This window comes from Pseudomonas sp. B21-019 (genome assembly GCF_024749225.1).
Classification (GTDB): Bacteria; Pseudomonadota; Gammaproteobacteria; order Pseudomonadales; family Pseudomonadaceae; genus Aquipseudomonas.
Genome location: NZ_CP087193.1, coordinates 667,224 through 683,933, shown reverse-complemented (window position 1 = coordinate 683,933; position 16,710 = coordinate 667,224). Strand labels below are relative to the sequence as shown.

Genomic DNA, 16,710 nt, shown 5'->3' with positions numbered 1-16,710 from the left:
AACGCGACAGTTTCTTTTGTGCCAGAGAAAAACAAACTTACATCAAGACATCTAACCGCCTGCCGCAAAAACTTCCTGTTTATCAACGCCAGGCCATTTTGAAACGCGGCCTCCAGCGAGGCCGCCGACACTCATGATGTTGGCTTGTCGCCATACCAACGAGGCGTATACACCCACTTGCCGCCCTCGGCACGAGGAAACACGCAAGTGGTGGAGGAGCCGATCAGCACCATGGTGCGCATATCGACCTGATCGGGGGTCAGTTCGCCGAGCGTCGTGACCCGGAGCGTCTGGCCGGGGCGACCGATGTCACGGCCCAGCACCACCACCGTTTCCGGCGTTCGATGCCGGCCGACGATGTCCAGCGCCTGGCCCAGTTGCCATGGCCGTGCGCGGGAGATCGGGTTGTAGAACGCCAGCGCCAGATCGGCCTCGGCCGCCAGGTCCAGACGCTTTTCGATGATCGTCCATGGTTTGAGGTTGTCCGACAGCGACATCACACAGAAGTCATGGCCCAGCGGCGCACCGGCCTGCGCAGCAGTGGCCAGAGAAGCAGAAACGCCTGGAAGGATCTGCAGATCAACGCTGTGCCATGCTGGCTCACTCGACTCGTGTAACGCCTCAAGCACCGCCGCCGCCATGGCGAACACGCCCGGATCCCCGGATGAAACCACCACCACCGAGCGCCCTTGGGCGGCCAGCTCAAAGGCGTGGCGAGCGCGTTGCATTTCCTCGCGATTGTCGGTGCAATGCAGCACCTGATCGTCGCGAAACGGCCCAGCCATACGTACGTAAGTTTCATAACCGAGCACGTCATTGGCGCGCGCCAGTTCGGCCTTGACCGCCGACACCATCAGTTCGGCAGCGCCAGGGCCCAGGCCGATCACAGCCAAACGACCGCGCGCACGACCGATCTGCGCAAGCTCCAGTGGCTGACTGGCCACCGCGATGGCGATTCCGTTATCCGCCGTCACGACTGTGGCGTTCGGTACGGTGTGGCGGGCCAATTCGCTGACGCCGCTGACCGACGCAAAACGCAGTGGCACGCCCAACTCAAGCGCCGCCTCGCGCAACGCAGGGTTGGCCATGTCCAGGTCGCTGGCCAACAGGCACGCCAGCGATTGCACGGCGATTTTCGCCTGATGCAAAGCCATTCGAACGGCGCTCGGCAGGTCCGCCACCTCGGCGCTCACCGCCACCAGCACGCTGCGCGGGTAGATCATCAATTCATTGGCCACAGGCGTGCGCTCGGCACTGCCGACATGAATCGACAACCGAGCCTGGGGATCTTCCGGTAACTGTGCCTGATCAAGCCACGGCGCAGCCCCTTCAATGCGCACGCTTTGGCCCGCGAGCAAATCCGAGACGAAGCGCTTGCCCAGTTCCAGATCACCCAGGGCGTAGCCGCTTGGTGGATTGAGCAGGCAAGTGCCGAAGCGCAATTCACCGCTGGTGGTGATCGCCGCCGCGACGTCCAGGCCGGCGGCAATCTCGCGCGCCATGACGTTCACCCCGCCGAGACCACCGAGCAGCGGCACCACCGCGCTGCCGTCCTCAGCCACGGCCAGCACCGGCGGCTCGACACCCTTCTCCAGCAACAATGGCGCCAGGGTGCGGATCACGATCCCTGCCGCGCACAGGGCGATGATCGGTGTGTCCTGTTGATAAAGCTCACGCAGGGTCGCGCCGAACTCGCGATAGCTGCGATCCGCGCCTTCGACCCGATCAGCCAACCCATGGATCAAAGCCCCCGAGTAAAGCTGTTGGATTTTGCGTGCGGTCGCAAGGCTGCCATTGCCGAGAATGACAATCGCCGGAGCAGAATGGGCCATCAGCCTTGCCACCTTTCACCTGGAACGATAATCAGCGAGAAATACGGCGAGGACATCGGCTCGACCTGATCCAGCGGCACGATTTTCTGGTTGGCCATGGTCGCGCGCTCCACATACAGCGCACGCTCTGCCAGACCGAGTTCTTCCAGCACCTGACGGACCTTGGGAAAGTTGCGCCCCAGTTTCATGATCACTGCCGCATCGGCATCGGCCAGGCGACGCTTGAGGTCTTCGTGGGGCAGCACGCCGGACAACACCGACAGGCTCTGATTGCGATACACCAGCGGCGCGCCCAGTACCGAGGCGCCACCGAGCATCGAGCAGACACCCGGCACGACTTCGGCTTCGTAACGCTCGGCCAGTCGATCGTGCAGGTACATGTAGGAGCCGTAGAAGAACGGATCGCCTTCGCAGATCACCGCCACATCACGGCCGGCGTCCAGATGCGCGGCGAGTTGTTCGGCGGCCGTATCGTAGAAATCGCTGATCACTTGTTCATACGACAACGGCGCCGGCAGCGCTTCGGTGGTCACCGGATAAACCAGCGGCAGCAGGGTTTGTGGATCTTGCAGATGCGCTTCGATGATGCCGAACGCATTGCCCTTCTTGCCCTTGGCAACGAAGTACGCCACTACCGGCGATTCGCGCAGCAGGCGCAAGGCTTTGACGGTAATCAGTTCCGGATCACCGGGGCCGACGCCCAGGCCAATCAAACGTCCAGGTTGCTGCATCATTCGATCTCCGTGGCGAGGGCATTGACGGCGGCGGCGGCCATGGCGCTACCGCCCAGCCGGCCTTGCATGATGACGAAAGGCACGCCACGGCTGTCCGCCGCGAGCATCGCCTTGGATTCGGCGGCGCCGACGAAGCCCACCGGGAAGCCGAGGATCAGCGCCGGCTTCGGCGCGCCGGCATCGAGCATTTCCAACAGATAAAACAGTGCGGTCGGTGCGTTGCCGATCACCACCACGCTGCCTTCCAGATGCGGGCGCCACAGCTCCAGCGCGGCGGCGGAACGGGTATTGCCCAACTCGCGGGCAAGCTCCGGCACGCTGTCGTCGCGCAGGGTACAGATCACCGGGTTGTTGGCCGGCAAGCGCGCGCGGGTCACGCCTTCGCTGACCATCCGCGCGTCGCACAGAATCGGCGCACCGGCCGCCAGCGCATCGCGCCCGGCCTTGCCGGCGCCTTCGGAAAATTGCAGACCGTCGATGGCTTCGACCATGCCGCAGGCGTGGATCACCCGCACGGCGAGTTTCTCCAGATCGGCCGGAATACGGTCGAGGTTGGCCTCGGCACGAATGATCGCGAAGGAGTTGCGATAGATCTCCTGACCGTCGCGGATGTAATCAAGCATCAAGGGAACTCCGTGAGCGGGCGTCGAGCAAGGCTGCGACCGCTTCAATAGTAAGGTTGTGTGCGTGCAGGGCGCCGAAACCCGGATGCCCTGCATCGCGAAAATAGAGGTCGTAGTGACCGGGGGCGACGGCCAGCAGCGTGACCGGTGCTACATGGGCCGCGGCGCAGGAACGCTGGCAGCCGGACAAATGCACTGCTTGATCGTGACGTTGCAACAGCGCGGCCAACTGCATGGCGTCGCTCTTGGTATCGGCCAGGCCCTTGCCGCAGCCAACGGAACCGGTGCAGGCGATCAACCGTGACACAGGCTGATCAGCCTCACATAGCAGGCCCAGTTGCTCCAGACGCCTAATCACTTCAGGCGCTCGCTCTTTTTGAACGTTGGGCAGCAACAGACTTTGCCATGGGGTGAAACGCAGGCTTGCGTCGCCGAATTCGCACGCCAGTTGCGCCGCACCTCTGAGCATGACGGGATCGAGCCGCCCCAACGGAGGGACGGCGCCGATGTAGACGTATTCGGTTCCAACCTGTGGATGGACGCCGATGTGCAGGGCACCCGGAGTCAACAAGCGCTGCCAATCGGTAATCGACTTCAAGGGCACACGCTCGGCCAGGCGAGCGAGAAACTCTGCGAGTGGATACTCGGCCAACAAATGACGCATTCGTGTTTGATCCGGACGCGCCAGGTCGAGAAACAACTCCAGCACCGCTACCACCAGTGCGTGCCCCTGCTCGAGTGACACCGCGCCTGCGGGCCTGTCCGTAGGGCAACCCGCCAGACCGAACGCCAGCAACAGCTCGCCGTTTCGCTCAGCAGCAGACAACCACAGATCATGCGGGTGTTCGAGCATCGCCAACGCCTCGCCGCCATCGAGTTGCACGGCAAACTTGGCGCTGAGTTCGTGGAAACGTTCGTGGCTTTGCAGGGTGGTGAGGATCTGCTCCGCCAGCGCATGCGTGTCGAAGAACATGTGCCGGTCAATCCCGGCAGACGGGCTGAGCATCAGATTGCGCACATCGTCGCCCGCCGCGGTACGCGGCCCCAACCCTGCGGCGAGCAGGCTGTCGATCAAAGCCGTCTGCTCACTGCCAATTCCGCGAATCTGCAGGTTGGCCCGGTTGGTCGCCTCGATCACGCCCCCGGCAAACCGTTCGGCCGCGCTGGCCACCGCTTCAGCCTGGGCCGCGCTGATCGAGCCGCCGTTCAATTTGATCCGGCAGATTCCGCCATCCAGCGCCGGGACGATACGCAGCAACCCCGGGCAGGCCGAGGGGCGTAAGGCGGTAGACATCGGGCGTTCGTTCAAAGGGGCGACCGGCTGTGTGGGAAAGGCGCTTCGCGGGCGAAGGCGCGGTATTATGCCTGCTTTGTCCGACGGCATGAAAAGCCTGCCCGTCGGAACACCCCGTTTGAGGCATTTTTTGAGGACTGCAGATGTCGCCCTGGCTGACAGTAGTAGGTATCGGTGAAGACGGCTTCAAGGGCCTGGGCAAGAACGCCCGTCGCGCCCTTCTGGGCGCTTCGCGGATATTCGGCGGCCAACGGCAACTGGATTTGTTGCCCGTGTGCATTCGCGGCGAGCGCCAGCTCTGGCCCAGTCCATTCTCCCTTGAACCACTATTGGCGCTGCGGGGCGAACCGGTTTGCGTGCTGGCCAGCGGCGACCCGATGTTCTTTGGCGTCGGTGCCAGCCTGGCGCGGCAACTTCCCGGCGCAGAAATGCTGATCCTGCCCGCCCCATCCTCCGCGTCACTGGCGGCCGCTCGCCTGGGCTGGCCGTTACAGGATGTGGTGACGCTGTCGGTGGTCGCCCGCCCCGTCGCGGCGCTCAACGCTCATTTGTTCAGTGGTGTGCGTTTGCTGGTGCTGAGCAACGACGGCCAGAGTCCAGCGGCCATTGCGGCGCTGCTGCGTGAGCGCGGTTTCGGGCCGAGTCGCCTGACCGTGCTGGAACATCTGGGCGGCAACGCCGAACGACGCATCGAGGGCGCTGCCAACGACTGGAGCGACCCGACGATCGCCGATCTGAACCTGATCGCCATCGAATGCATCGCTGAACCCAACACACCGCGCCTGTCGCGCCTGGCCGGCCTGCCGGATTCGGCCTTCCAGCACGACGGCCAACTGACTAAACGCGACGTGCGCGCCATCACCCTTGCGCGCCTAGCCCCGGTCCCCGGCGAACTGCTGTGGGACGTCGGCGCCGGCAGCGGTTCGATCGGCATCGAATGGATGCGCGCTCACCCGAGTTGCCGAGCGCTGGCCATCGAAGCGGATGAGGGACGGCAGGCGTTGATCGAACACAACCGCGATGCCCTGGGCGTTCCCGGCCTGCAATTGATTCGCGGCAGTGCGCCGCAAGCCCTGAGCGGACTCGAACGCCCGGACGCGATTTTCATCGGCGGTGGCGTTACCCGTGAGGGCGTGCTCGATACCTGCTGGGCGCAACTCAAACCCGGCGGCCGGTTGATCGCCAACGCTGTGACACTGCAAAGCGAAGTGACCTTGATGGCCTGGCGTGAACGGCATGGCGGTGAGCTGACCCGCATTCACGTCGCCCAGGCGCAACCGCTGGGCGAGTTCGATACCTGGCGTCAGGCGCTGCCGATTACCTTGCTGGACGTGACGAAACCCCTCGATGCGTGACGAAACCGCCGAACAACCCGCCCCGCTGCGCAGCGGCCTGACCACCGGCAGCTGCGCCACCGCCACCAGCCTCGCAGCTGCCCGCTTGCTGCTCGGCGGCGTGGAAGCGGACGCCGTCGAGATCATTCTGCCCAAAGGCAAACGGGTGCAAATGCGCCTGGAATTCTGTCGGCTGACGGACGACGGCGCCGAAGCCGGAACGATCAAGGACGCCGGCGACGACCCCGACGTGACCCACGGCGCCCTGCTGTTTTCCCAGGTGCGCCTGCACAGCGAACCGGGCATCCGCTTCAGCGCCGGCCGTGGTGTCGGCACCGTCACCCGACCAGGGCTAGTGCTGAACGTCGGTGAACCGGCGATCAACCCGGTGCCGCGCAAGATGATCACCGACCACCTGACGTTGCTGGCCGAGGAGCTGGATTACCAGGGCGGCTTCGAGGTCACGGTGAACGTCGAGGACGGCGAAGCCCTGGCGCTGAAAACCATGAACCCGCGGCTGGGAATTCTCGGCGGCTTGTCGATCCTCGGCACCAGCGGCATCGTCCGGCCGTTCTCCTGCGCGGCCTATATCGCCTCGATCCACCAAGGCATCGACGTCGCCAAAACCAACGGCTACCTGCACATCGCCGCGTGCACCGGCAACGCCAGCGAAGACACCATGCGCCGGGTCTACGACTTGCCGGAAATCGCCCTGATCGAAATGGGCGACTTCGTCGGCGCGGTGCTCAAGCACTTGCGCAAAGTGCCTGTGGATAAACTCAGCCTGTGCGGCGGCTTCGGCAAGATCAGCAAACTGGCGGCCGGGCACATGGATTTGCACAGTCGGCATTCAAGCATCGACCTGCCGCAACTGGCCGAATGGGCCGCAGCGGTCGGTGCCGATACGGCGTTGCAACAGGCGATCCGCGACGCCAATACCAGTCAGCAAGCCTTGGCCATGGCCAGCACCGCCGGGATCGCCCTCGGCGACGCGGTGTGTCAGCACGCCCTCGACTTTGCCCGCAGCGTGGTGCCGGCGCAGGTTCAGGTCGAAGTGTTCGCCATCGATCGCCAGGGCGGGATTGTCGGCCATGCGGGAGTTTTTCAATGAAGCGCGTGTTGTTGCTCGGCGGTGTCACTGAAGCATTGGCCATCGCCCGAACCCTGGGGCCGGAGCACATCTACAGCCTGGCTGGCGTCGGTCGGGTGCCGACCGATCTGAACTGTCAGGTCCGCGTTGGTGGCTATGGCGGCGCCGAAGGTCTGGCGCAGTTCATCCGTGACGAAGGCATTGACCTGCTGCTGGATGCGACCCACCCCTACGCGGCTCGCATCAGCCACAACGCCGCCACCGCCGCGAAGTTGAGCGGCATTGCCTGCTGGGCCTTGCGCCGTCCGGCCTGGCAGCCACACGCCTGCGACGACTGGCGCGAAGTCAGCGACTGGGCCGAGCTGATCGAAGCGCTGAAAACCTTTCGCCGACCGCTGTTCACCCTCGGTCGCGAACCATTGCAGCACCTGCACGAAATCCCGCCTGAGCAATTCTGGACGTTGCGTGCACTGGACGTTTATCCGGGCAACGAGCGCTGCGAAGTGATCGGCGCGCGTGGGCCGTTTCTGATCGAGGACGAACGCGCGTTGTTCGAGCGGCGGCGGATCGACGTGCTGATCAGCAAGAACAGCGGCAGCACCGCCACCGAGCCGAAGCTGGAAGTGGCGCGGGAACGTGGGGTGCCGGTGCTGGTGTTGAAGCGGCCGGTGTTGCCGGGGGTTGAGCGGGAGTTTGGGTCTGTGACTGAGGTTTTAGCGGCCCTCACACAAAACCTGTAGCAGCTGGCGAAGCCTGCGTTCGGCAGCTGCTACAGAAAATGTGCAACCCCCTACATATCCATCGGACCTAACGCACAACATCATCCAAATCGGCTGACTTGTGGGCTCACAACCCAACTCCTATATTTCGAGCCCCACCCATGTAGCGGGGAATGCCGGATGACTGAAAAATTCACTCGTTTCGATATCACTGAGTTTCTCCTGACGTCTGCCGATATGTGGCACTACATCAAGGCCTGCGAAGAGGAAGACCCGGGCGATGGAAGTTTCAATCGTGTGGCGCTCAGGGACGTCAAACACACAATCCGGGCAAGAATCCAAAGCGACCCTCAATTCGCTCAGGCATTAAGAATCGAAGTCGCTACACTCTTTCAAAACGGCGAGGCTGAGCTTGCACGCCGGCTGCTCGACATGCTGACTGACGCGCTGCGACACCACACCGCACGCGGTCTTTTTACTTATCGCCCCTGATCAGGCTAAATAACCGCGCCTGATCGCCCACTCAAACGGATCTGTCCCATGTCCCGACAACGGCTCGCATTTGCCTGGATCGCCTGCTTTGCAGTGCTGTTCAACATGCTCGCCATGCCGATGTCCGGAGCGATGGCGCAAACGGCGAAATCGCCGGCCGAACAGTTGCTGTGGGGCAGTTTCTGCTCTTCCAGCGGCACGAAGCTGGTGGCGATTTCCCTGGGCGACATCGAGCAGAAAGCCCCGCAGAACGACGATCATTCCAACATGCAGCATTGCTGGTGTTGCTCGGGCTCCGCGCCGTTGGTGGCGTTGCCGGGGCATTCGCCGCAGTTGTATTTCGCGCGTTTCGACGCCAATCGAAGCGTGCCGCCCGCCACGCTCGACACACCGACACCGCGCCAGCAATGGCCGAGTCTCAATCCCCGCGCGTCCCCTCTGGTGTGATTCCTTCTCGCAATTGACCTGCGTTTTGAATCGTTCTGGAGAACTGCCATGTTGAACAAACTCATCGTCCTGGCTGTGTTGCTGCTGCCTGCCTGTTTTGCCAATGCCCACGAATACAAGGTTGGCGAACTTGAGATCGCCCATCCGTGGTCGCAGGAGTTGCCGCCCAACGCGCCCACCGTCGCGGCGTATTTCGTGATTCACAACAGCGGCAAAACCGCTGATCGGCTGCTTAGCGTCGGATCGCCAATATCCGGCAAGGCCGAGTTGCACGAACATGTGATGCAAAACGATCTGATGAAAATGCAGCAAGTGCCCAGCGTCGAGATTCCGGCTGGCGGCGATGTCACCTTCGCCCCGATGGCATACCACGTGATGCTGCTGGAGCTCAGAGACCGCAGCCTGTTGAGCGACGGCAAGCGCTTCCCGCTGACCCTGCACTTCGAGAAGTCCGGTGATGTAACGGTCGAGGTCTCGGTGCAGAAAAAGGCACCGGACAGCATGCAAGAGCACATGCACGCCCAGTAATCGCCCCCGTTGAAAACGCCTATGCGCCCGCATAACGCCAGGTCATCCGCGCACCGCCGTCAGCCAATGAGCCTGACCCGCGGCAGCTGGATCAGCCTGTTCGCCATGCTGATGATCTTTATCGGCCCGCTGATTTCTCAGTCGATGCCGATGGATTCGCGCGCGCCTGCGTCTACAAACATGGCTGCAAGCATGTCCATGAACATGTCGATGGGCATGAGCATGGACATGTCGGCAATGGAGCACGCCGACCACGACGCACAACCCACCGCCGAACACTGCCGGCCGGCAGCCGAGCATCACGCGCTGTGGGAAAAATGCGGCTATTGCAGTCTGCTGTTCAATTGCCCGGCGCTCACCGGTGGCGCTTCATTCACCGCGTTCGACACCCCGCCCGCCACCACCTTCACCACACCCGCCACCCGCCTGGGCCATGCCCGGCAAACCTTCTTCCCCGGCGCCCGCACCCGCGCCCCGCCCATCGTCGCGTAAACACCCACCTCTGATCTCACACGGTTTAGAAGACAGCCGCAGGCTGCCGGCCGTGTCGTTTACGACTGTTCGATGGAAATTGTCATGTCCAGGTTTTCTGCTGACACACGTTTGGGCGCTGCCCAGGCTTTTTTTGCCCTGAACCCATCCCGCGTTCGCTTCAGGCAGGCCACCGCCGCCCTTTGCGGCTTGTTGCTGACGCCAATGGTGCTGGCCGATGAACACGCCGGCCACACCGAAGAACTGAGCCCGACGGTAATCACTGCCATCGCGCCGAGTTCGCCGCTGACTGTCGTCACCAACCCCAAGGACCCGCGCCAACCAGTGCCGGCCAGCGATGGTGGTGATTATCTGAAGACCATCCCCGGCTTCGCGCTGGTGCGCAACGGCGGCACCAATGGCGACCCGGTGCTGCGCGGCATGTTCGGCTCGCGTCTGAATATCCTCACCAACGGCAGCATGATGCTCGGCGCCTGCCCGGGCCGGATGGACGCGCCGACCTCGTACATTTCACCGGAAACCTACGACAAACTCACCGTGATCAAAGGCCCGCAAACCGTGCTCTGGGGCCCCGGCGCATCGGCCGGCACCATCCTGTTCGACCGGGAGCCGGAAAGCTTCGGCGAACTCGGCACCCGGGTGAATGCCAGCGTATTGGCCGGCTCCAACGGCCGCTTCGACAAAGTGCTGGACGCCGCCGCTGGCGGGTCGCTGGGTTACGTGCGCGTGATCGGCAACACCGCGCATTCCGATGACTACAAGGACGGCAACAACGACACCGTGCCCTCGCGCTACGACAAGTGGAACGGCGATGTTGCTGTCGGCTGGACGCCGAACGCCGACACCCTGCTGGAATTGACTGCCGGCAAGGGCGACGGCGAAGCCCGTTACGCCGGGCGCGGCATGGACGGTTCACAGTTCTTGCGCGAAAGCCTCGGCCTGCGCTTCGAGCAGTCGAACATCGGTGAAGTGCTGGATAAGGTCGAGGCGCAGGTCTACTACAACTACGCCGACCACGTCATGGACAACTACACCCTGCGCACGCCGTCCGGCACCGGGATGATGGCCGGCCCCATGGCTTCCAACGTCGACCGCCGAACCCTCGGTGCGCGGATCAAAGCCACCTGGCGCTGGGCCGATGTGCAGCTGATCAGTGGCCTGGATGCGCAGACCAACGAACACCGCCAACGCAGCGCCATGGGCGTCGACACTTACAAGGATGTGCCCCGCAACAAGGACGCCGACTTCCACAATTACGGCGTGTTCAGCGAACTGACCTGGTACGCCGCCGACCGTGATCGACTGATCACCGGCGCACGACTGGACCGTGCTTCGGCCAAGGATTATCGGCAGACCATCGGCTCCGGGATGATGGCCCGCCCCAACCCGACCGCCGACGACACCCGCGCCGACACCCTGCCCAGCGGTTTCGTGCGTTACGAGCATGACCTGGCCGACAGCCCGACCACGCTGTATGCGGGCCTCGGTCATGCCCAGCGTTTCCCGGATTACTGGGAGCTGTTTTCGCCCAAGTCCGGTCCTGCCGGTTCGGTAAATGCGTTCGACTCGATCAAGCCGGAGAAAACCACCCAGCTCGACTTCGGCCTGCAATACAAGACCGCAGACCTCGAAGCCTGGGCCTCGGGTTACGTCGGGCAGGTGCGTGACTACATCCTGTTCAACTACACGCCGGGGATGATGGGCATGACCTCGCAAGCCGAGAACATCGACGCGCGAATCATGGGCGGCGAACTCGGTGCAGCCTACAAACTGACGGCCAACTGGAAAGCCGACGCGACCCTGGCCTATGCCTGGGGCAAGAACAGCAGCGACGGCACTGCCCTGCCGCAAATGCCACCGCTGGATGCACGTTTCGGCCTGACCTACAGCGAAGACAACTGGAGCGCCGGCGCCTTGTGGCGGGTGGTCGCGGCGCAAAACCGCATCGACCGGAACAAGGGCAACGTGGTCGGCAAAGACTTCGACAAAAGCTCGGGGTTCGGCGTGTTCTCGCTCAACGGCGCGTACCGGATCAACAAGAACTGGAAGGTCAGCAGCGGCGTCGACAACTTGTTCGGCAAGGCCTACGCCGAACACCTGAACCTGGCCGGCAACGCCGGTTTCGGCTTCCCGGCCAATGATCCGCAAGCCATCAACGAACCGGGGCGCACGCTCTGGACCAAGGTGGACATGAGTTTCTAACAAGAAAAATCAAAAGATCGCAGCCTCCGGCAGCTCCTACGGGATGTGTGTACACCCGCAATTGCGGCGGTATCCTCGGCCCGTGTAGGAGCTGCCGAAGGCTGCGATCTTTTAACAAAAACAATTGAATCGCCACGCGGAGCACACCCGATGAAACAACCCAAACCGAATTTCTACAACCTGGCCTGGCGTTGGCATTTCTACGCCGGCCTGTTCGTCGCGCCGTTCATGGTGATGCTGGCCCTGACCGGCATCGTCTACCTGTTCAAACCGCAACTCGATCCATTGATGTACGGCAGCCTGATGAACATCCCGGCAGGTCATCACACCGTGGCCGCCGACGACCTGCTCAAACGGGTGAAAGAGGCGTATCCACAAGCCCGAATCAAACAATACCTGCCGCCGGTCAACGCCGAACGCAGCGCGCAATTTGTGGTGATCAATGAAGGTCATGAACTGAACGTATTCATCGATCCGTACCACGGCGACATCCTCGGCGAGCAGGACGCGAAGAACAATCTGCAGGCGCTCGCACGCTCGATTCACGGCGAGTTGATGATCGGCACCGTCGGTGATCGACTGGTGGAACTGGCCGCCGGTTGGGGCGTGGTGTTGGTGGTCTCCGGGGTGTTTTTGTGGTGGCCACGCGGTCAGTACGCCGGCGTGCTGTGGCCGCGCCTCAGTCGTCGCGGACGTGTGCTGTGGCGTGACTTGCACGCAGTGACTGGCTTCTGGGGCGCGGCGTTTTTGCTGGTGATGCTGCTCAGCGGCATGACCTGGACCGGCTTCTGGGGCAAGCAATACGCCGACCTCTGGAACCGCTTTCCGGTCGCCATGTGGAATGACGTGCCCAAGTCCGACGTCGAGGCCCGCAGCCTCAACAGCGCCACGCGCCAGACCGTGCCGTGGGCCATGGAAAATACGCCGATGCCAATGTCCGGCGACCACGCCGAACACATGGCTCACGCCAACACCCAGACCGGCCCGGCAGCGCCGACCATCAGCCTGCAAGACGTGCAAAACATCGCCGTGCAGCGCAAGGTCGAGCCCGGCTACAGCATCACCTTCCCCACCACCGCCACCGGCGTGTTCACCATCGCGGTGTTCGCCGATGACCCGCGCAACGACGCCACCCTGCATGTCGACCAATACACCGGCGACGTCCTCGCCGACGTGCGCTGGCAGCATTACAGCAACGTCGCCCGCGCCACGGAGGTCGGCGTGATGCTGCACGAAGGCAAGATGTTCGGCCCGTTCAATCAGATCATCGTGCTGCTGATCTGCCTGATGATTTTGCTCAGCGCCGTCAGCGGCGTGGTGATCTGGTGGAAGCGTCGGCCACAGGGCAAGTTCGGTGTGCCACCGTTGCGTCACGACCTGCCGAAATGGAAAACCGCAATGGTCATCATGTTCGCCCTGGCGGTAATGTTTCCGTTGGTGGGGGCTTCGCTGGTTGTCGTGTGGCTATTGGATTGGGGGCTGCTGTCACGCCTGGGCCGGCAAATTGAATCCACCTCACCTTCATCATGAAACAGGCGAGATACGCGTACGCGTAAAGCCAATACAATGCGGGGCCGCCAAGCTTTTGTGGCGAGGGAGCTTGCTCCCGCTGGGTTGCGCAGCGACCCCAAACCTGACGCCGCGGTTTCTGAGGGGATACCGCGTTGTAGGGTTTTACGACTGCTGCGCAGCCGAGCGGGAGCAAGCTCCCTCGCCACAGGTGTGTGCTGGTTTGAACGATCATCAGGAATGAAATGACTTCGCTGAACATCACCAACCTCGCCTGGACACCCCTGGGCCACGGCCACTGCCATCACCAGTTCCAGCTGCGTGACGCCTCCTTGCACGTGGCTGCCGGTGAGTTCGTCGGGTTGATCGGCCCCAACGGCAGCGGTAAAACCAGCCTGCTGCGGTGTGCTTATCGCTTCAGTAAACCGGAAAGCGGCGACGTAAAACTCGACCATCACAACGTCTGGAAGCAATCCTCACGCTGGTGCGCGCAACGCATCGCGGTGGTGTTGCAGGAATTTCCCGACGCCTTCGGTCTGACCGTCGATGAAGTGGTCGCCATGGGCCGCACACCGCACAAAGGTCTGTTCGATGGCGACACTCTCGAAGACCGGAAGCTCGCAACCCAAGCCCTCGAATCGGTCGGCCTCAAGGGCTTCGAAGACCACGCCTTCGCCACCCTGTCCGGCGGTGAAAAGCAGCGCGTGATCCTCGCCCGCGCCCTGGCCCAGCAACCGCAATTGCTGATCCTCGATGAGCCGACCAACCACCTCGACCCGCGCTATCAACTGGAACTGCTGCAGCTGGTCAAACGCCTGCAGATCGGCACGCTGGCGAGCATCCACGACCTCAATCTGGCGGCGGCCTTCTGCGATCGGCTCTACGTGATCCATCACGGTCGCATCGTCGCCAGTGGCACCCCCAAAGAAGTCCTGACCACACACCTTTTGCACAACGTGTTCGGCGTCGACGCTCTGATCGATGACCATCCCTTGCACGGCTACCCACGAATCACCTGGATAACCCAACCATGACTTTGCGTTCCCTGCTTTGCGTCGCGTTGTTGCTGGGCAGTGCCCATGCCTTCGCCGAGGCCACGAAATACCCGCTGACGGTTCAGAGTTGCAACCGTGCAGTCACCTTCAAGCAAGCGCCGAAACACGCGGTCAGCCACGACATCAACATGACCCAGATGATGCTCGCCCTCGGTCTCAAACCCAGGATGGCCGGCTACAGCGGCGTGACCGGATGGAAATCGGTGACACCCGAAATGCAGACCATCCTCGACGGTTTGCCGGAGCTGGCGGCCAAGTACCCGTCGGTGGAAACCCTGCTCAACGCCAACGTCGATTTCTTCTTCGCCGGTTGGGACTACGGCATGCGCGTCGGTGGTGACCTCACGCCGCAAACCCTGCAACCACTGGGCATCAACGTCTACGAGCTCACCGAGTCCTGCGCGTTCGTGATGAAGCGTCCACCGGCCAGCCTGGAAGACACCTACAACGACCTGCGCAACCTCGGCAAAATCTTCGACGTGCAGGATCGCGCCAATGCCGTGATCGCCCAGATGCAGGCGCAAGTCGCCGAGGTGCGCAAGGACCTGCCGACGGACAAGCCTCGGGTGTTTCTCTACGACAGCGGTGAAGACCGGGCCATGACTTCCGGGCGCCTCGGCATGCCGCAAGCGCTGATCGATGCTGCCGGCGGACGCAACATTCTCGATGACGTAGAGGCGAGCTGGACCCGGGTCAACTGGGAGAACGTGGTCGAGCGCAATCCGCAGGTGATCGTGATCGTCGATTACGGCGAAGTCACCGCCGAGCAGAAGGAGCAGTTTTTGCTGAACAACCAGGCCCTGCAATCGGTGGACGCGATCAAGAACCAGCGCTTCATCGTCATTCCTTACGTGCAGGCCACCCCGGGGATCGACAACGTGCTGGCGGTCAAAACCCTGGCCAAGGGTTTCCACGGCGAATGATTGACCGTCGCTATGCCTTGTTGCTGATCGGCCTCGGCGTGCTGTTGCTGATGTCGTGTGTGGTGTCGCTGGGCTTCGGCCCGGCGCGGGTGCCGGTGGACGTGGTGTGGCGGATTCTGCTGCACAAGGCCTTCGGTCTTGGCGAGCAGAACTGGACGGCCGGACAGGAACACATCGTCTGGCTGATCCGCGTGCCGCGCATGTTGCTCGGCGCGCTGGTGGGCGCCGGCCTGGCGCTGATCGGTGCGGTGCTGCAAGCGGTGACGCGCAATCCGCTGGCCGATCCGCACTTGTTGGGCGTGACCTCCGGCGCGACCCTCGGCGCAGTGATCGTGGTGTTGCATGTCGGTGAAATCGTCGGCCTGCTGACCTTGCCCATCGCAGCGTTTATCGGCGCATTGTTGAGCATGTTGACTGTGCTGATGATCGCCAATCGCAATGGGCGGCTGGACAGTGATCGGCTGCTGCTGTGCGGTGTCGCGGTGTCGTTCGTGATGATGGCGATCGCCAACCTGCTGCTGTTTCTGGGCGACCATCGCGCCAGTTCGGCGGTGATGTTCTGGATGCTCGGCGGCCTAGGGCTGGCGCGTTGGGAATTGCTCGCCGTGCCCGCCGCGAGTGTGTTGCTCGGGTTGGTGTTGCTGCTGGGCATGGCCCGGCCGTTGAATGCGTTGATGGCCGGTGAACAGACCGCCGTGACCCTGGGCCTCAATGCCCGCACTGTGCGGCTGCGGGTGTTTTTGATTGCCTCGCTGATGACCGGGGTGCTGGTGTCCATCAGCGGCTCGATTGGTTTTGTCGGGCTGATGGTGCCGCACATTGCCCGGCGATTGGTGGGTGCCGAGCATCGGCGGTTGCTGCCGGTGTGCGTGTTGTTGGGCAGCCTGTTCCTCGTCTGGGTCGACGTGGCCGCACGCACCCTGATCGCCCCGGAAGACCTGCCCATCGGCGTCGCCACCGCTGCGATTGGCGGGCTGTTCTTCATCGGCCTGATGCGCCGGCGCTGACCTCTCCGGAGGTGCGCAGTCCCCTGTAGGAGCTGCCGAGTGAAACGAGGCTGCGATCTTTTGATCTTAAAAAATCAAGATCAAAAGATCGCAGCCTTCGGCAGCTCCTACAAGGGATTGCAATTCTGCGTTTGTTTTTGTGTGTTTATGTGAATACCAAAATACCAGACCTTTCCCACGCATCTTTCAGGTTGTCCGTCGGAAGCGGGCTCTCTAGTCTTTGGCTGTCGCTGACAACTCAGCGATCGGGTGTGAGAAGCCCGGCAACTTATGGTCATCCAGTGTCTGTACACGCATAATCGCCGCCAGCTTATTAGCTGCCTGCAAATGTGTTATGGCGGCTGTGTGCGGGCGGACTTCGGTCCGGCCGGGTGTCCATAACCGGTCTTCTCACCTCGCACATAGCTGCCACCTCTTCCCTTGTGAGAA

At 62.6% G+C, this 16,710-nt stretch carries 16 protein-coding genes; 12 read left to right on the top strand and 4 right to left on the bottom strand.

What is annotated here, in order from left to right:
- Nucleotides 1-131 precede the first annotated feature (131 nt).
- The 4 genes from cobJ to cobG are packed head-to-tail and all read right to left on the bottom strand — an operon-like array spanning nucleotide 132 to nucleotide 4,483.
- Nucleotides 132-1,832: a precorrin-3B C(17)-methyltransferase gene (gene cobJ / locus LOY36_RS02990; protein ID WP_258672242.1), complete on the bottom strand. Its 1,701-nt coding sequence runs from the start codon at nucleotides 1,830-1,832 to the stop codon at nucleotides 132-134.
- Nucleotides 1,832-2,563: a precorrin-2 C(20)-methyltransferase gene (locus LOY36_RS02985; RefSeq protein ID WP_018928431.1), complete on the bottom strand. Its 732-nt coding sequence runs from the start codon at nucleotides 2,561-2,563 to the stop codon at nucleotides 1,832-1,834. Before LOY36_RS02985 ends, cobJ begins: the two co-directional genes overlap by 1 nt.
- Nucleotides 2,563-3,189 carry a precorrin-8X methylmutase gene (locus LOY36_RS02980; RefSeq protein ID WP_019650629.1) on the bottom strand — a complete coding sequence of 209 codons (627 nt, stop codon included), beginning with the start codon at nucleotides 3,187-3,189 and terminating at the stop codon, nucleotides 2,563-2,565. Before LOY36_RS02980 ends, LOY36_RS02985 begins: the two co-directional genes overlap by 1 nt.
- Nucleotides 3,182-4,483 carry a precorrin-3B synthase gene (gene cobG / locus LOY36_RS02975; protein WP_309475227.1) on the bottom strand — a complete coding sequence of 434 codons (1,302 nt, stop codon included), beginning with the start codon at nucleotides 4,481-4,483 and terminating at the stop codon, nucleotides 3,182-3,184. Before cobG ends, LOY36_RS02980 begins: the two co-directional genes overlap by 8 nt.
- A gap of 143 nt (nucleotides 4,484-4,626) precedes the next feature.
- Between cobG and cbiE the strand changes: the two genes are divergently transcribed.
- The 12 genes from cbiE (at nucleotide 4,627) to LOY36_RS02915 (ending at nucleotide 16,281) form a co-directional block, all read left to right on the top strand.
- The gene (gene cbiE / locus LOY36_RS02970; RefSeq protein ID WP_258672240.1) at nucleotides 4,627-5,838 is read left to right on the top strand and encodes a precorrin-6y C5,15-methyltransferase (decarboxylating) subunit CbiE; all 1,212 of its coding nucleotides are present in this window, start codon (nucleotides 4,627-4,629) and stop codon (nucleotides 5,836-5,838) included.
- Nucleotides 5,831-6,928 (top strand): cobalt-precorrin-5B (C(1))-methyltransferase, encoded by a 1,098-nt coding sequence (locus LOY36_RS02965; RefSeq protein ID WP_258672239.1) that lies wholly within the window; start codon nucleotides 5,831-5,833, stop codon nucleotides 6,926-6,928. The genes cbiE and LOY36_RS02965 overlap by 8 nt, the downstream gene beginning before the upstream one ends.
- Nucleotides 6,925-7,647: a cobalt-precorrin-6A reductase gene (locus tag LOY36_RS02960; protein ID WP_258672237.1), complete on the top strand. Its 723-nt coding sequence runs from the start codon at nucleotides 6,925-6,927 to the stop codon at nucleotides 7,645-7,647. Before LOY36_RS02965 ends, LOY36_RS02960 begins: the two co-directional genes overlap by 4 nt.
- 159 nt (nucleotides 7,648-7,806) lie before the next feature.
- Nucleotides 7,807-8,118 (top strand): hypothetical protein, encoded by a 312-nt coding sequence (locus LOY36_RS02955; RefSeq protein ID WP_258672236.1) that lies wholly within the window; start codon nucleotides 7,807-7,809, stop codon nucleotides 8,116-8,118.
- Nucleotides 8,119-8,166: 48 nt separating this feature from the next.
- Complete coding sequence (locus LOY36_RS02950) at nucleotides 8,167-8,565, top strand: DUF2946 domain-containing protein (protein ID WP_258672235.1); 399 nt, start codon at nucleotides 8,167-8,169, stop codon at nucleotides 8,563-8,565.
- Between the two features lie 48 nt (nucleotides 8,566-8,613).
- Entirely contained in the window at nucleotides 8,614-9,093 is a 480-nt protein-coding gene (locus tag LOY36_RS02945; RefSeq protein ID WP_019650635.1) for a copper chaperone PCu(A)C, read from the top strand.
- Nucleotides 9,094-9,114: 21 nt separating this feature from the next.
- Nucleotides 9,115-9,585 (top strand): DUF2946 domain-containing protein, encoded by a 471-nt coding sequence (locus LOY36_RS02940; protein WP_258672234.1) that lies wholly within the window; start codon nucleotides 9,115-9,117, stop codon nucleotides 9,583-9,585.
- 72 nt (nucleotides 9,586-9,657) lie between these two features.
- Complete coding sequence (locus tag LOY36_RS02935; RefSeq protein ID WP_408981103.1) at nucleotides 9,658-11,787, top strand: TonB-dependent copper receptor; 2,130 nt, start codon at nucleotides 9,658-9,660, stop codon at nucleotides 11,785-11,787.
- 150 nt (nucleotides 11,788-11,937) lie between these two features.
- Nucleotides 11,938-13,317 (top strand): PepSY domain-containing protein, encoded by a 1,380-nt coding sequence (locus LOY36_RS02930; protein ID WP_019650638.1) that lies wholly within the window; start codon nucleotides 11,938-11,940, stop codon nucleotides 13,315-13,317.
- A 224-nt stretch (nucleotides 13,318-13,541) separates the two neighbouring features.
- Nucleotides 13,542-14,330 (top strand): ABC transporter ATP-binding protein, encoded by a 789-nt coding sequence (locus LOY36_RS02925; protein ID WP_258672232.1) that lies wholly within the window; start codon nucleotides 13,542-13,544, stop codon nucleotides 14,328-14,330.
- Complete coding sequence (locus LOY36_RS02920) at nucleotides 14,327-15,274, top strand: ABC transporter substrate-binding protein (RefSeq protein WP_258672231.1); 948 nt, start codon at nucleotides 14,327-14,329, stop codon at nucleotides 15,272-15,274. Before LOY36_RS02925 ends, LOY36_RS02920 begins: the two co-directional genes overlap by 4 nt.
- Entirely contained in the window at nucleotides 15,271-16,281 is a 1,011-nt protein-coding gene (locus LOY36_RS02915) for an iron ABC transporter permease (RefSeq protein WP_258672230.1), read from the top strand. The genes LOY36_RS02920 and LOY36_RS02915 overlap by 4 nt, the downstream gene beginning before the upstream one ends.
- Nucleotides 16,282-16,710: the final 429 nt, after the last annotated feature.